This window comes from Mesorhizobium sp. M8A.F.Ca.ET.165.01.1.1 (assembly GCF_004792065.1).
In the GTDB taxonomy this organism is placed as follows: Bacteria; Pseudomonadota; Alphaproteobacteria; order Rhizobiales; family Rhizobiaceae; genus Mesorhizobium.
Genome location: NZ_SRTH01000076.1, coordinates 1 through 430, shown reverse-complemented (window position 1 = coordinate 430; position 430 = coordinate 1). Strand labels below are relative to the sequence as shown.

Here is a 430-nt window from a genome sequence, read left to right as displayed (position 1 = left end):
CTTGCCCGGCTCTGACAGCATGATCGCTACATGCAGCGGAAAGGCGAGCGCACCGTAAAGATCCTGGTGCAGGAAGTTGAAATCGCCGGGGCCGTATTGGAGCAGCAGCGGCGTCGGCTTGGTCTGGCCCTCGTCATGGCAGCGCTTGAGGAAAGCCGCGTGATCGGCGGAATAGCGAAGCGCGGCGCCCATCTTCTCGTTCCAGTCGTTGGCGACGCCGGCCAGGCGCGGATAGAGCGCGGTGCGCAGGCCCTCGATGAGGTCCGGCAAGGGGTAGCGGAAGTAGCGGTACTCGCCGTTGCCGAAGCCGTGGCGCGCCATCACGACATGGCTGCGGAAATGCTCCTGATGCGGATAGAGCGCAGCGATGTCGGCGCATTCCTCGGGCGACAGCAGGCCGGGCATGACAGCTGAGCCGTTGGCGTTGAGC

General features: G+C 65.1%; 1 protein-coding gene. It reads right to left on the bottom strand.

From position 1 onward, the window contains the following. Positions 1-430 (bottom strand): 2OG-Fe(II) oxygenase (locus tag EN808_RS35190; protein ID WP_189524243.1); only part of this gene is annotated, 430 nt, incomplete at both ends.